The sequence below is a fragment of the Winogradskyella sp. R77965 genome, from assembly GCF_044594915.1.
Classification (GTDB): Bacteria; Bacteroidota; Bacteroidia; order Flavobacteriales; family Flavobacteriaceae; genus Winogradskyella.
Window position 1 is genome coordinate 2,071,735 of sequence record NZ_CP138990.1, and the last position, 13,742, is coordinate 2,085,476.

General features: G+C 32.3%; 13 protein-coding genes. 9 read left to right on the forward strand and 4 right to left on the reverse strand.

Annotated elements, in window-relative coordinates; translation table 11 throughout:
- Positions 1 to 62 precede the first annotated feature (62 nt).
- The 7 genes from SJY34_RS09225 (at position 63) to SJY34_RS09255 (ending at position 7,136) form a co-directional block, all read left to right on the forward strand.
- Positions 63 to 752, forward strand: coding sequence for a DUF6089 family protein (locus SJY34_RS09225; RefSeq protein ID WP_400074971.1), 690 nt, complete (start codon positions 63 to 65; stop codon positions 750 to 752).
- Entirely contained in the window at positions 753 to 1,493 is a 741-nt protein-coding gene (locus SJY34_RS09230; RefSeq protein WP_400074973.1) for an isoprenyl transferase, read from the forward strand.
- Complete coding sequence (gene bamA, locus SJY34_RS09235) at positions 1,465 to 4,056, forward strand: outer membrane protein assembly factor BamA (protein WP_400074974.1); 2,592 nt, start codon at positions 1,465 to 1,467, stop codon at positions 4,054 to 4,056. Before SJY34_RS09230 ends, bamA begins: the two co-directional genes overlap by 29 nt.
- A 196-nt stretch (positions 4,057 to 4,252) precedes the next feature.
- Positions 4,253 to 5,323 (forward strand): OmpH family outer membrane protein, encoded by a 1,071-nt coding sequence (locus SJY34_RS09240; RefSeq protein WP_400074976.1) that lies wholly within the window; start codon positions 4,253 to 4,255, stop codon positions 5,321 to 5,323.
- A gap of 40 nt (positions 5,324 to 5,363) precedes the next feature.
- On the forward strand, positions 5,364 to 5,912 hold the full coding sequence (locus SJY34_RS09245) for an OmpH family outer membrane protein (RefSeq protein ID WP_400074978.1): 549 nt from the start codon (positions 5,364 to 5,366) through the stop codon (positions 5,910 to 5,912).
- Positions 5,913 to 5,975: 63 nt separating this feature from the next.
- Entirely contained in the window at positions 5,976 to 6,755 is a 780-nt protein-coding gene (gene murI, locus SJY34_RS09250) for a glutamate racemase (protein ID WP_400074980.1), read from the forward strand.
- Positions 6,756 to 6,788: 33 nt separating this feature from the next.
- A complete protein-coding gene (locus tag SJY34_RS09255; RefSeq protein ID WP_400074982.1) occupies positions 6,789 to 7,136 on the forward strand; it encodes a GTPase in 348 nt (115 codons plus the stop codon).
- Here the strand turns inward: SJY34_RS09255 and SJY34_RS09260 are convergent.
- From SJY34_RS09260 to SJY34_RS09270, 3 genes are all read right to left on the reverse strand, one after another.
- Complete coding sequence (locus SJY34_RS09260) at positions 7,126 to 7,641, reverse strand: gamma carbonic anhydrase family protein (RefSeq protein ID WP_400074984.1); 516 nt, start codon at positions 7,639 to 7,641, stop codon at positions 7,126 to 7,128. The two genes, SJY34_RS09255 and SJY34_RS09260, sit on opposite strands and share 11 nt — an antisense overlap.
- 152 nt (positions 7,642 to 7,793) lie before the next feature.
- The gene (locus SJY34_RS09265; RefSeq protein WP_400074986.1) at positions 7,794 to 8,528 is read right to left on the reverse strand and encodes a LytR/AlgR family response regulator transcription factor; all 735 of its coding nucleotides are present in this window, start codon (positions 8,526 to 8,528) and stop codon (positions 7,794 to 7,796) included.
- Positions 8,529 to 8,595: 67 nt separating this feature from the next.
- Positions 8,596 to 10,770, reverse strand: a complete 2,175-nt coding sequence (locus tag SJY34_RS09270; RefSeq protein ID WP_400074988.1) for a histidine kinase — start codon at positions 10,768 to 10,770, stop codon at positions 8,596 to 8,598.
- A 210-nt stretch (positions 10,771 to 10,980) separates the two neighbouring features.
- Here SJY34_RS09270 and SJY34_RS09275 point away from each other — a divergent pair, with 210 nt between their 5' ends.
- Positions 10,981 to 11,502, forward strand: coding sequence for a rhodanese-like domain-containing protein (locus SJY34_RS09275; protein ID WP_400074990.1), 522 nt, complete (start codon positions 10,981 to 10,983; stop codon positions 11,500 to 11,502).
- 6 nt (positions 11,503 to 11,508) lie between these two features.
- Complete coding sequence (locus SJY34_RS09280; RefSeq protein WP_400074992.1) at positions 11,509 to 12,681, forward strand: VWA domain-containing protein; 1,173 nt, start codon at positions 11,509 to 11,511, stop codon at positions 12,679 to 12,681.
- Positions 12,682 to 12,718: 37 nt separating this feature from the next.
- On the opposite strand, the gene SJY34_RS09285 is transcribed toward SJY34_RS09280, so the two are convergent.
- Positions 12,719 to 13,729: a type IX secretion system membrane protein PorP/SprF gene (locus tag SJY34_RS09285; RefSeq protein ID WP_400074994.1), complete on the reverse strand. Its 1,011-nt coding sequence runs from the start codon at positions 13,727 to 13,729 to the stop codon at positions 12,719 to 12,721.
- Positions 13,730 to 13,742 lie beyond the last annotated feature (13 nt).

Genomic DNA, 13,742 nt, shown 5'->3' on the forward strand with positions numbered 1-13,742 from the left:
AATTTGTTTCAAATTATTGAACACAAATCTTAATTACTATATTTGCAAACTCTTAAAAATTTATGAGGTACTTAATCCTAATTTTAGTTGGACTTTTTCTAAGTAAAAATGCTGATGCTCAAATCTATGAAGTTGGCGTATTTGTTGGTGGAAGTAATTTTATCGGTGATGTTGGTGCAACTAATTACATTTCGCCAAACCAAGTGGCATTTGGCGCTATTGCAAAATGGAATAGAAGTGCCAGACACTCTTTTAGAGCCTCTGTTATTTTTAGTGATTTAAAAGGAGTTGATGCAAAATCTGATGACCCAAGACGCGTAGAAAGAGATTATAGCTTTGACTCTCGCATAATAGAAATGTCATTTGGAATGGAATTTACTTTTTTAGAGTTTGATCTTCACACAACTGGTATTAAAGGAACTCCTTATCTATATACGGGCTTTACAATTACTAATCACGACGACTACTATTTTACATCTTCCGGTGAATTTACATATGAAAATTCTTTTAGTTGGGCCTATGGTATCCCAATGGTTTTAGGTTATAAAACAAATATATCTAATCACCTCGTTTTAGCTGCAGAAATAGGAGCTAGATACACATTTTCTGATAGTTTAGATGGTAGTATCCCAGACGCAGAATTTAGAGAACAATTTAGTTTTGGAAATACTAATAGTAATGATTGGTATGTGTTTTCAGGAATTACATTAACTTACACCTTTGGAAGAAGGCCTTGCTATTGCAATTTTTAAATGAGTTTAAAAGAACAGATAAACAAAGAAAAGCTTCCCAACCATGTAGCAATTATTATGGATGGTAATGGGCGTTGGGCAAAACAACAAGGTTTTTTGCGCGTTATTGGACACGAAAACGGAACAAAAGCGGTAAGGCAAACCGTTGAAGCTTCAGCAGAGCTGGGTATTAAAAACTTGACACTCTATGCTTTTTCTACAGAAAACTGGAATAGACCTAAACTTGAAGTACAAACTTTAATGAAACTCTTAGTAAAGTCATTAAAAAAAGAGATAAAGACCTTACAAGACAATAACATAAAACTTGCTGCTATTGGATGCTTAAATGATCTACCTAAAAAAGCTCATCAAGAACTTTTAGATGTCATAGAAAAGACAAAAAACAATACGAATATGACATTAACCTTAGCCTTAAGCTATGGATCTCGTGAAGAAATTGTTAATGTTATTAAAGAATTATCACTTAAAGTTAAAAATAATATAATTTCTGTTGAAAGTATTGATGAATCCATTATAAATAAGCATCTTTACACGCAAAATTTACCAGATGTTGACCTGCTTATTCGCACAAGCGGAGAACAACGCATTAGTAACTTTTTGCTTTGGCAAATTGCCTATGCAGAATTATATTTTACAGATATTTTATGGCCAGATTTCAAAAAAGAAAATCTATATGAGGCGCTTATAAATTATCAAAACAGAGAACGAAGATTTGGAAAAACAAGCGAACAACTCACCTAATACTACAGTATTGAAGTCATTTATTACACTAATTTTTACTGTATTTCTTTTTACAATTTCACTTAAAGGTAACGCTCAAGTAGAAGGTGGTGAAAAATATACTATTAAAGATATTACTGTAACAGGTAACACTAATTTTAGTACACAAACTATTATTGCCTATTCTGGGCTAAGAAAGGATGAAGAAATACAAATTGGTGGCGAAAAAATCGCTAATGCAGTAAAAAAATTATGGAAATCTAATTTATTTAGCAGTATAGATATCTATGTTACTAATATTGATGGAAACACTGCGGATTTAGAAATTAAACTTATTGATTTACCAGAATTAAAAGACCTTACCATTGAAGGTGTTAAAAAAGGTAAAAAAGAAGAAATTGTTAATGAGAACAAGCTTCAATCAGGACAGAAAGTTACAGAAAATCTTATTGCAACAACAAAGAACTACCTAACAAACAAATATAAAAAGAAAGGGTTCTTAAATACTAAAGTAAATATCACTACTTCTCAGGTTATAGATTCTGTTGAAAAAGAGCGTGTAGATATGCGTATTGCAATAGATAAAGGAGAGAAAGTAAAAATTAAAGCAATCAATTTTGAAGGTAACGAAAAGATAAAGAGTAAAAAGCTTCGTAAGGCGATGAAGAATACGAAGAAGAAAAGCCTTAGTCCATTAAGAGTTTTAAAACGTTCAAAATATATAGAAGAAGACTTTAGAACAGATTTAGTTGGTATTGTAGATTATTATAAAGAAAATGGCTATAGAGATGCCAGAATTATTTCTGATTCTATTAGTTATCTCGATGAAAAAACTATAGATCTTCATATCAAAGTAGAAGAAGGAGAAAAATACACCTTCGGAAAAATAGCCTTTGTAGGTAATTCGGTTTATTCAGACCAAACTTTAGCAGCAGTTTTAGGCATAAAAGAAGGCGATACATATAATGGTGTTGAACTTAGAGAACGCATAGCAGATGAGAGCAATCCAGATGCTAGTGATCTCACAAATTTATATCAGAACTATGGTTATATGTTCTCTACTATAAACCCTGTTGAAGTTAGTGCTGAAGGTAATGTTATTGATATGGAAATTCGTATTTCAGAAGGTAAACCAGCATATTACAATAATGTAACTATAATAGGTAACGATGTTACAAATGACCACGTTATATATAGAGAAATTAGAACACGTCCAGGTGAGCTTTATCGTAAATCCGATATTATAAGAACCATGAGAGAACTTGGGCAACTTGGTTTCTTTGATGCACAACAATTAACACCAAATATCAAAAATCCGAATCCAGTTGATGGAACTTTAGATATAGAATATGAGGTTGTAGAACAAGGGTCTAGCCAAATACAATTACAAGGTGGCTATGGTGGAGGTGGTTTTATTGGTACCTTAGGATTATCTTTTAATAATTTTGCGATAAAGGATATTTTCAAAAAAGAAGCCTACAAACCTGTACCAAGGGGAGATGGACAAAGCTTAGCATTAAGGCTTCAAGCAAGTCAGTTTTTTCAGACCTATAGCTTCTCATTTAGTGAACCGTGGCTAGGTGGTAAAAAGCCTTATCAATTATCGACCTCACTTTCCCACTCAAAACAGTTTTTATTTAATCCGGCGACTCGTAGACCAGATAAAAGTAGAAGTTTTAATATTACCGGTTTAACTCTTGGTTTATCTACCAGACTTACAGAACCAGATGATTTCTTTATATTATCACAAGCAATTAGTTATCAACATTACGCTCTTAACAATTATAACACAGGTTTATTCACCTTTGGTGATGGAACATCAAACAACCTATCATACACTATAGGTTTGAGTAGAAATAACCTAACGATAGATCCGATTTTCCCAACTGGAGGTTCTAGTTTTACTGCTTCTGCTAAATTCTCATTTCCTTACTCGTTGGTGAATGGTGTAGATTACACAGCTTTAAAAGAAGAACGTGACGAATTAGATCCAACAGATCCTGATGATTTTGCACGTATTGGAGAAATCGATCAAGAACGATTTAATTGGCTAGAATTTTATAAAATAAAATTTAAAGGGGAATGGTACACTTCTCTTGCTAAATTTGGAAAAAACGATTTAGTTTTAAGACCGAGTGTTGAATTCGGATTCCTTGGAGCTTATAACAATGATAGAGGTATTATTCCTTTTGAGCGGTTTTTTGTTGGTGGTGATGGTTTAGGTAATTTTGCTTTAGATGGTAGAGAAGTTATACAATTACGTGGTTACCCTAATCAATCGCTTTCAACTACAGATGGCGGTTCTATTTATAACAAGTTCTCTTTAGAGTTGCGCTATCCTATTACTTTAGGTGCTCAAGCAAAAATCTATGCATTATCGTTTTTAGAAGCCGGTCAATCTGTAAATAGCTTTAGAAATTTTGACCCATTTAATCTCAAAAGATCTGCAGGTTTTGGTTTAAGAATTTTTATGCCAGCCTTTGGTTTGCTTGGTATAGACTTTGGACATGCTTTTGATAAATTACCTGATGGATCGTCTCCAAAAAAATGGGAAACTCACTTCATAATCGGACAACAATTTTAAGTTTGGCACGATATTTTCTAATAGTTAATCGAGTATTTCATCATGGTGCTAAAATTTTTAAGAATATATTTCGTTAAATTTGAAGCAAAGTAATACTAAAACGACAAACTTTGGTTTTACCAACATAGGTCTCAAATAACAAAACACATTAATGATGAAATATAAAGTTCTTTTTTTACTGGCAATAATAAGTCTTATGAGCTTTAGTGCAAATGCACAACGAGGTGTTAGAATAGGTTATATTGATACGGAATACATTTTACAAAATGTACCAGAGTACCAAGAAGCTTCAACGCAACTTGATAAAAAAGTTCTACAATGGAAGACTGAAATTGAAACAAAATTAAATGCTATTGAGCAAAAGAAAAAGGAACTTGATAATGAAAGGGTACTCTTAACAAAAGAACTATATGATGAACGTTTTGAAGATATTTCGTTTGAAGAAGCTGAAATTTTAGACTATCAGCAAAAGCGTTTTGGACCCAATGGAGATTTGATGATTCAAAAGCGTCAACTTATTGAACCAATACAAGATCAAATTTTTGCAGCAGTCCAAGAAATTGCTGAGACTAAAAAATATGACTTTGTATTCGATAAATCTGCAGATGTTGTTATGTTATATTCAGCAGAACGATATGATATGAGTGAGCAAGTCTTGCGAACCATTACTAGGACATCTAGGAGAACACAGGCTAAAAATAAAAAAGAGCGTAAAGCGCTAGAAGATGAAGAGGTTGTTCCTGTAGTAAGTCAAGAAAAAGATGATCGTCAAAAAGCATTAGAAGAAAGAAAAGCAACTAGAGAAGCAGACTTAGCAGCAAAGCGAGCGGAGCGCGAAAAAGCAGCAGAAGCTAGAAAAATACAGCAAGATTCTGTAAGAGCTGCTAAAAAACAAGAAGCTCTTGAGCGTCGCCAAAAGGCTATAGATGCTCGTAATAATAGGAATTCTAAAACTGATGATAAAGCAAAACCAGCAGTTAAAGATTCAACAACAATTAAAAAATCTATCGTAAAAACAGATAGTACAAAAGCAAAAGGTGCTGTTAAAAAAGATTCGACAAGTACTAAAAAAGTTAAGACAGCGGCTGAAATTTTAGAAGAAAAACGCTTAAAAAAAGTAAAAGAAAGAGAAGCTCGTAAAAAAGCATTAGAAGAAAGAAAAAAGAAAATTATAGAAGAACGTAAAAAAGCACGTGAAGAACGTGAAAAGCAAATAAAAAAGAATGATTCTATAGCAAAAGCTAAGAAAAAAGAAAACAATAAATAATAAATAATAATTTATAACACACAAATACAATTTAGAAACAATGAAATCAAAGATTCACAAACTCACTAGAACAAATAAATTTGACGTGAGTAAACATTTAAAAACTTTACTATTCGCAACGGTACTTTTTGTAGGAGCTACTAGCTTTACATCTGCCCAAAGTAAAATTGCTCATATTAATAAGCAAGAGCTAATTAAAGCTATGCCTGCATACACTCAAGCTCAAGCAGAAATTGATAAGCTTAGTCAAACTTACCAAGCAACAATACAAGAATCTCTTAAGGAGCTGGACACAAAGTTAAAGCAATACAATGCTGAAGCCGAAGGACAAACTCAAGAGGAAAACCAAAAACGTATGCAAGAAGTTGAAGGTATGAAGCAAAGTTTAGGTCAATACCAGCAGCAAGCGCAAAAAGATTTACAAGAAAAAGAGTATAATCTACTTCAGCCTATCGTTGAAGACGCAGATAATGCAATTAAAGCAGTAGCTACGGCACAGGGTTTTCAATATGTAGTGGATTCTGCAATGCTAATTGTAGCGGATGGAAAAGACCTTATGGCAGATGTTAAAAAACACTTGAATATATAAGTACTACTAAAATATACAGTTAAAAAGTCGCTTAGAATTAAGCGACTTTTTATTTTTGTGATAATGAGTAATAAACCTATTGGCATATTCGATTCTGGTATTGGTGGTACGTCTATCTTTAAAGAGATTCATGCACTTTTACCAAATGAAAACTGCATCTATTTAGCAGATAGCAAAAATGCTCCTTATGGTAATAAATCTGAAGAAAACATTCTTCATCTCAGTATAAAAAACGCAGAATATCTTTTAAATAAAGGCTGTAAAATTATTGTTGTTGCTTGTAATACTGCAACTACTAATGCGATTTCTTATTTAAGAGCTAATTACGATGTCCCTTTTATTGGTATAGAACCAGCTATAAAACCCGCAGCTTTAAACACGCAATCTAAAACCGTCGGTATTTTAGCAACCAAAGGTACATTGAGCAGTCAATTATTTCATAAAACTACAGATTTATATGCCAGTGGGATAAAAGTAATTGAGCAGGTAGGTGAAGGTATTGTACCACTTATTGAAACAGGTAAATTAGATTCTGACGAAATGAACGTATTATTAAAAACCTATTTAGAACCTATGTTAAAACAAAACATAGACTACTTGGTTTTAGGTTGTACGCATTATCCTTATCTCATTCCGATGCTTACTAAAATGCTTCCAGACCATGTAAAAATTATCGATTCTGGTTTAGCAGTTGCTAAACAAACTCAGGCTGTTTTATCGCGTCAGAATCTATTGAACAGTTCTAAGGATAAACCAACTGTAAATTTATTTTCTAATGGAGATATAAGCGTATTGAATTCAGTTTTAAAAAATGAATTTAATGTTTCTCATTTAGATTTTTAGTAAGGTTTTATATTTAACCTAAGCCCATAAAGCATGAAACTAATTTTCGTATACAATGCCAATTCAGGGAAATTAAATGCCATATTTGATGCTGGGCATAAATTACTTAGTCCTTCAACTTATAAATGTAGTTTATGTGCGTTAACCTACGATACATTTACTGAAAATGAAACTTGGAAAGGTTTCAGAAAAGAAAGTGACTTAATAATGGAGTTTTTCCATAAGGATGAGTTTGAAAGGACTTTTCCTAATGTGAACATGATTTATCCCGCAATTCTTAAACTTGAAGGCAACCAACTTACAATGGTTTTGAATAATGAGATTTTGAATGACATTCCCGACGTTGAAGCATTAATAGAAAAGCTAAAATCTAGTCTTTAAACCAACTTGAATATTTCACATAATTATCAGCAATTCTATTAATCTCTCCAGAAATTAATTCTTTGCTAATATCCTTTACTTTTTTTGCTGGTACACCTGCATAAATACTACCAGATTCTACAATAGTGTTTTTAGTTACCACAGCACCTGCTGCTATAATACTATTACTTTCTATTACGCAATCGTCCATTACAATGCTTCCCATACCAATGAGTACATTATCCTCAATAGTACAACCATGTACAATAGCATTATGTCCTATAGAGACATTGTTACCAATCGTTGTTGGCGATTTTTGGTAAGTCGCATGGATCACCGCACCATCTTGTATATTCACCTTATTTCCCATTTTTATAAAATGCACATCACCTCTAATGACAGCATTAAACCAAATACTGCATTGAGTGCCCATTGTTACTTCTCCTACTATGGTTGCATTTTCTGCCACATAGCAATCTTCTGGTATCTGTGGATGTTTTCCTTTTACTGGTTTTATTATTGGCATAATCTATTCCTTTGAAAAAAGGAATCTCATCAATCTCAAATTGAGATTCCTCACGTAACTATTATTTCTCGCTTTGCTCGAATTCTTTAATTCAGAGCTAATACAAATTTATCGATTCCTTTTATGAGATTCCTTCCTAACGCAGGAATTTGTTACTTAAAATAAGATAATAAATCAGACTTCTTAGAGGCGGAAACCATTATCTCTTTTCCATTGCTTAATACCACACTTCCACCTTTACCTTTTACGTATTTTACTATTTCATTAACGTTCACCAAATAGCTTTTATGTACTCTTGCAAAATTAGCATCTTTTAAGCTCTCCTCTATATACTTTAATGTTTTGCTTACGAGTTTCTTTTTGTTAGTGTTAAGGAAGATTTCTGTGTAGTTGTCGTCAGCCTTACAATACATAATATCATCCGTTTCTATAACCTCAAAACCATCTTGTTGTGGTATTGTGATTTTACCATTTACTGAATTTGTCTTAGGTACTAAAACCTGATCTTGTAATGCATCTTCTTTAGTCCTAATTTCTGTAACATAATCCACAGCTTTAATTAGCTCATCTATAGAAATAGGTTTCATTAAATAATAAGAAGCATGAGCATTTAAAGCTTCAATTGCATAATGATTATATGCAGTTACAAAAATAGTTTCAAAATTTATATCACCTACTTTATCTAATAAATCAAAGGCATTACCATAAGGCATTTCTACATCTAGAAACACAACGTCTAAATCATTATGTCTTATTAATACGAGTGCTTCATCTACATTAGCCGCTTCGCCTAAAATTGAAATATTTGGGCAATACTTAGTGAGATAATTTCTGAGAATCTCTCTACTCGTCTCTTCGTCTTCTACTATGATGGCGTTTAATTTCATACTTTTTTTATTTGAGGCCAGAAGCTGTAAGTTGAAAGTAACTTCATACTTCGTGCTTCCAACTTATTTAATCCTTTTTTAAAGTCACAGCTACTTTTGTCCCAACATCTTTTAAATCCTGAAAATCTTCTATCGTCACATCGACTTTGTCTTTATACATTTCATTTAAAATAGCGACACGTTTTTTAATGTTGTTCATGCCTTTAGAATTTTGCTTTTTCTGATTGTTGGTTTTTAAGGCTTTTGAACGTTCTCTACCAATACCATCATCTGAAATAGTAATAGTAATTTCATCTTTTGCTTTTGGCTTTATGGCAATATTAAGATGTCCTTTTTCGGTTTTATAACGTAGACCATGCCATACAGCATTTTCTATGTAAGGCTGCAGTAGCATTGGTGGAATCTGAAATTCTTCAACATCAATAGTTTCATCTACTTCTATTGAATAATCGAACTTATCTTGGAATCTAAAATGCTCTAGTTTAGTGTATAAATCTAATAATTCTATTTCTTTTTCTAACGGGATAAAATCCTCTTCACTATTTTCTAAAACCGAACGCATTAAATGTGAAAAATCAGATAAATACTTATTCGCAGTACGCTCATCATTTGAAGCTATAAAACTATTTACAGAATTTAAAGCGTTAAAAATAAAGTGTGGATTCATCTGGCTTCGCAACGATTTTAAAGCCAGCAAATTATTAGCTAGTTTTTGCTGTTTTATATATTTAAACATAAAATAAGCCGTAACCAATAGCAAGATTACACCACCAATAAGCGAATAGATAATCAATTGTTGACTCTTATTACGCTCTTGAGTCAATTCATATTTACTCTTAGACAATGCTCTATCGCTCTCTAAAGACGTGATTCTATTTTTTTGTTCGGCTATATTTCTGCTAAAAAGTGCGACCCTTGAAATTTCTTGCTCTTTTTTAGCATATAATTCATCAACTACAATTTTATAATTATCCATCATAGCAATTCCTTCATCCGTCTCACCTGTTTTTATTAGTGCCTCTGACAGTCTTCTTGTAGCATCTTTTTTTACTACTAGATCTTCCTTTTCATCCGCTTCTTTTCTACTTTCTTCTAAGTACGGTATGGCATCAGCATAATTATTTTGCAAAATAAGTGCATTACCTATCTTGTAATTCTGCTTTTGAGAAGTTATCGGGCTTTCGTTTGGTATAATTGAATCTTTCTCAATATCCTTTATCCCTTCAATGGCTTGCTTTCTCAATACAATTTCTTCCTCATAATCTTGATTATCACTATTGAATTCAGCAACTTCAATTTGTTCTTCAACTGCACGTTTTTTATTTTCTTTTGCGGCTAGGTTAAGTGAATTACTGTAATAGGTCTTAGCCTTAGCTTTTTCACCTTTTTCATTATAAGCCTTCGCTATTTTAGAATTTAAGTCCGTTACTTTTGGCGCTATTAAATATTTTTGAGCCACTTCTAGGCCTTCTTCGTAAAATGAAATTGCTTTGGGTATGTTTTTAATTTTTAAATACGCATCACCAATCCCTTCACATAGAACTGTTTTCTCATAATTGGTTAACTTTTTCTCATTAAGGCTTTCATATGTAGAGATACTCATTTGAAAATCTCCGTCGTTGAAATATGCTTTTGCTAGTTTTAAATTTGCCGAAGCTGTTTTAGCATTCTGAAGACTAATTTTATACTCCGAAATTGCCAAATCGTACTGTTTCCAATGTGCATAAATATCACCCAACAACTCACGAGCCTCTGCTCTCTGTTTGGAACTAATATCTACATCTAGTGCATCACCAATAAATTTTATACTTTTTTCGGCATCATTTTTTAGATAAGTATCAGCCGAATCAATCATCTGATTAAATCGCTTGGTGGCTGCATAGCTCTTAGATTTTCTCGAACTCCAAGTATCATCATCTGACCGCACCTTTATCGTAATACGCTCCGTATTCTCTATAGTATGAAATATGGTTTCAAAATCCTTATGTCTTATAATTAGCTCATCTCCAATCTTTGCATTCACATTAAAATTACCATTAATATCTGTGGTGGTATATCTTCCACCATTTATTAGAATTTCTACACCTCTATAGGGTTCTCGTGACTCCTCATCATAAACAGAACCTCTAAGATTGAATATTTTATCCCTCTCTGATTTTACTCTTTCGTTTGTCTGTCCAAAAACAAAACTACCGAGCAATAGAAAAAGTAGTGTAATACTATATGTTTTGAATGTTTTCACCAATGTGATTTATTTATTGGAATAAACTTACATACTTTATTTGGTTTCAAAAAATGGCCTATCTAGAATTTGACCTTTTTCACTATTAAAAAGCCATCATCACTAAATATATAATCCGCTTCGCTCATTCAAAACGGCACTTTACTCATTACGGTTTTTTCTTAAAGTTTTTTCAACTGAGCTTTACAGCATATACTAATAACTAAAATTATGAAAACAATAAAGATCATTCCAATCTTAACAATTCTAATATTGTCAATGAGTTTTGGATGTGCACAAGAAACCGAAGAATTAACTATAGAAAAAGTAGATTATGTCGGTTTTGCAGAACTTAGTGATAGCTTAATAGCTTATAGAGAAAAGCGATTAATAGACGAAAACACATTCAATACATATAGAAAAGATACTAAAACTATAATTCTCGATACAAGATCTAAAAAAGCTTTTGATGAGATTCATATTAAAGGAGCTGTCCATTTAAACTTTTCAGATTTTACTGAAGAAAAGTTGAAAACAGTCATACCAGATAACACAACACGAATTCTAATTTATTGCAACAATAATTTTGATAGTAAAAAACCTTCGTTATTGGATAAATCCTTTCGATTAGCATTAAACATTCCAACATTCATAAATCTGTATGGTTATGGATATAAAAATATTTATGAATTAGAAGGCTATCTCAAAGAAGAGGAAACAAAAATTCCATTAGAAGTAAAAACAGAAAAATAAACACACATGAAAACACAATTTAAACCACTAGTAATTGCATTGAGTCTAGCGACACTAACATCGTGCAATGCTAATTCAAAATCGAATCAGCAAGATTTAGCAGTTGTAGAAACTGTAATAGAAACAAATTCTAAATCCGATAAACCTGAAATTAAAGTTGCATTATTATTAGACACAAGTAATAGTATGGATGGTTTGATAGATCAAGCCAAAGCACAATTATGGCAAGTTGTAAATGAATTGTCTTATGCTAAATGTGAAGATGAAAGCCCGAATCTAAAAATTGCCCTATACGAATATGGCAATGACAATCTTAATGCCGACGAAGGCTATTTAAGACAAGTCACTACCTTTAGTGATGATTTAGATGAAATTTCAAAGTCATTATTCTCACTCACCACAAATGGAGGAAATGAATACTGTGGAAAAGTAATTACAACAGCTTTAAACCAATTAGATTGGGGAAAAGATAAAGATGATTTAAAGCTAATTTTTATAGCAGGAAACGAACCTTACACACAAGGAACTGTAAGTTACAAGGAGGCATCAAAACTAGCACATCAAAATGATGTTACAGTAAATACTATATTTTGCGGTGATTATAATCAAGGAATTTCTAGCTACTGGAAAGATGGTGCAGACCTAACACACGGAAATTATATGGCTATTAATCATAATCAAGCCACTGTGCATGTTGCTTCCCCTTATGATGATAAAATTTTAGAATTGAATGAAAAATTGAATAGAACTTATGTTGCCTATGGAAAAAAGGGAAGAGCTAAAATGGAAATGCAAGCAGAGCAAGATTCTAACGCCATGAGTTATAGCAAAGCAAATGCAGTTGGTAGAACGGTTAGTAAAAGTTCTCGTTTATATAAGAATAGTTCTTGGGATTTAGTAGATGCGGAAAAAGAAGATGATTTCTCTTATGAAGAATTGAAAGAAGATCAGCTTCCTAAAGAATTAAAAGGAAAATCTAAATCTGAAATCAAAGCTTATGTTGAGAAGAAACGCAAAGAACGCGAAACGCTTCAAGGTGAAATTGCAGAGCTTAACATTAAACGTCGAGATTTTATTTCAAACAAAACTAAAGATTCAGAAAATGGATTAGAAAGTGCTTTGATAAAAGCGATAAAATCACAAGCTGAACAGAAGAACTATAAGTGGAATAAATCCTAAAAATAAAAAAGGCTCTATTTTCATTGAGCCTTTTTTATTAGTTTATTGCAGGACAATTACATTCGTATTTCTCTCTTCTACAATTAAAATTGTAACCCAATGTTATCTGATGAAAACCTCCTGTATTAAAGTTCACTGTATTTGCTTGGTAAGAATAGGTATACGCAAAAACAAAATTATTATAATCGACACCTAAAAAAGGAGTTATATACTGTAATTTTTGGCTACTAATACTAGAACCATCTAGAAATTCTGCTCCATCTAAACTACGTCTATACGATAATCCTCCCCAAACTTTACCAAAATCCATTTCACGATAGACCTTTATATTCGCATCTATTGAAGATTCCTCAGTTGCATCTCTGTACATGTACATAAGTGAAGGTTCGTAACTCCAATCGCTTCCAAATTTGCTAAATGTATAACCCATAGATAACAAATAGGTTCTTAAGTTTCTAAATTCAAATCCTTGATTATTGAAATTAATTCCTTCATTTTTCAATATGTTTTTAGCTGTAAAATGCGCATAAAAATCTACGAAATGATAAGAAAATCCAAAATCTATATTAAAATTTGTTGCACTTTGTTCTATCCCAGCAACCAACGGATCAAATTCTCCTGGTGCCAAAAAGTCTGTTTCATCTAACTTATATTGAAGGAAACCTGCGCTCAAACCAAATGATAGCATATTCAAATCAATTTCGTTTCTAGAAAACATCAAATGATAAGCAAATGTAGCATAGCCACCAACTGTGGAATGATAACCGTTAGCATCATTAAAAAGAACTCCACCAATTGCTACAGGAGAATCACCAACCCTTCCATTCACGCTCAGCGTTTGTAAACTTGGTGCATCATCTACACCAAACCATTGCTGCCTTGCTGTTAATCTCACCTTAGCACAATTAGCTACCCCTGCCATAGAAGGGTGGATTAAGTAATAATTATCGGTTAAGTAATCCGAATAAATAGGAATACCTTCTTGAGAAAAACTAAAATTTGCCACTAAAGCTGTGAATGCTATTAAACAATATTTTTTCAATTTCATATTTTTTTATCGT

What these genes read in the sequence shown, in the direction of transcription:
- SJY34_RS09225 (WP_400074971.1), top strand. Translation starts at nt 63, where the DNA reads ATGAGGTACTTAATCCTAATTTTAGTTGGACTTTTTCTAAGTAAAAAT.
- SJY34_RS09230 (WP_400074973.1), top strand. Translation starts at nt 753, where the DNA reads ATGAGTTTAAAAGAACAGATAAACAAAGAAAAGCTTCCCAACCATGTA.
- SJY34_RS09240 (WP_400074976.1), top strand. Translation starts at nt 4,253, where the DNA reads ATGAGCTTTAGTGCAAATGCACAACGAGGTGTTAGAATAGGTTATATT.
- SJY34_RS09245 (WP_400074978.1), top strand. Translation starts at nt 5,364, where the DNA reads ATGAAATCAAAGATTCACAAACTCACTAGAACAAATAAATTTGACGTG.
- murI (WP_400074980.1), top strand. Translation starts at nt 5,976, where the DNA reads ATGAGTAATAAACCTATTGGCATATTCGATTCTGGTATTGGTGGTACG.
- SJY34_RS09255 (WP_400074982.1), top strand. Translation starts at nt 6,789, where the DNA reads ATGAAACTAATTTTCGTATACAATGCCAATTCAGGGAAATTAAATGCC.
- SJY34_RS09260 (WP_400074984.1), bottom strand. Translation starts at nt 7,641, where the DNA reads ATGCCAATAATAAAACCAGTAAAAGGAAAACATCCACAGATACCAGAA.
- SJY34_RS09265 (WP_400074986.1), bottom strand. Translation starts at nt 8,528, where the DNA reads ATGAAATTAAACGCCATCATAGTAGAAGACGAAGAGACGAGTAGAGAG.
- SJY34_RS09275 (WP_400074990.1), top strand. Translation starts at nt 10,981, where the DNA reads ATGAAAACAATAAAGATCATTCCAATCTTAACAATTCTAATATTGTCA.
- SJY34_RS09280 (WP_400074992.1), top strand. Translation starts at nt 11,509, where the DNA reads ATGAAAACACAATTTAAACCACTAGTAATTGCATTGAGTCTAGCGACA.
- SJY34_RS09285 (WP_400074994.1), bottom strand. Translation starts at nt 13,729, where the DNA reads ATGAAATTGAAAAAATATTGTTTAATAGCATTCACAGCTTTAGTGGCA.